Raw genomic sequence first — 649 nt, 5'->3', positions numbered from 1 at the left:
CCACTACCCCTTCCTGATTAAGATAACTACCGGATACCGAATAACGCGTGTTCTTATTACCACCCGAAACGTTGATACGATATTCCTGATACAGGGCATCGCGGAACATCAGGTCCTGCCATTGAGTATTCGTACTACCCGGAGCACCAAACGACTCCCAGTCTGCATAAGTTGAACTTTCGGGAAGTACCCAATAGTTACCGTCACCGTTCGGATTGTCACGATAGACAATACCATCGCTCATGGTCGACGGATCAGTTCCGTAGGGGTAGTATTTCCATCCGGTTTTATAACGCATCAACGCATATTCCGAAGAATTAAGCATATCAAATTGGCGTACTGCCTGCTGCATACCTAAATTAGCATACAGCTCCACCCGTGTTTTTCCATCATTGGTTCCCTGGCGTGTGGTAATCATGATGACACCGTTTGCACCACGCGAACCATAGATAGCGGTTGAGGAAGCATCTTTTAGAATTTCAATGGATGCCACATCGCCCGGATTCAGAGAAGAAGCATCTTCGCAAATCACACCGTCGATAACAAAAATCGGGGCACTTGAAGCATTAACGGACGATGCACCACGAATACGGATGGTGTAATCGGAACCGGGAGCACCGTCGTTCTGCACAATCTGCATACCGGCTGC

Annotated in this window: 1 protein-coding gene; it reads right to left on the bottom strand. The window is 47.9% G+C overall.

Annotated features, from left to right (window positions below):
* The coding region (locus AB5935_RS24030; RefSeq protein WP_368327659.1) for a TonB-dependent receptor plug domain-containing protein at positions 1-649 on the bottom strand (649 nt) is incomplete at both ends.

The sequence above is a fragment of the Phocaeicola sp. RTP21198st1_B8_RTP21198_201120 genome (assembly GCF_040929485.1).
GTDB lineage: Bacteria > Bacteroidota > Bacteroidia > Bacteroidales > Bacteroidaceae > Phocaeicola > Phocaeicola dorei.
The sequence above is the reverse complement of the archived record's forward strand: the minus strand, read 5'-3'. Positions and strand labels throughout refer to the sequence as shown.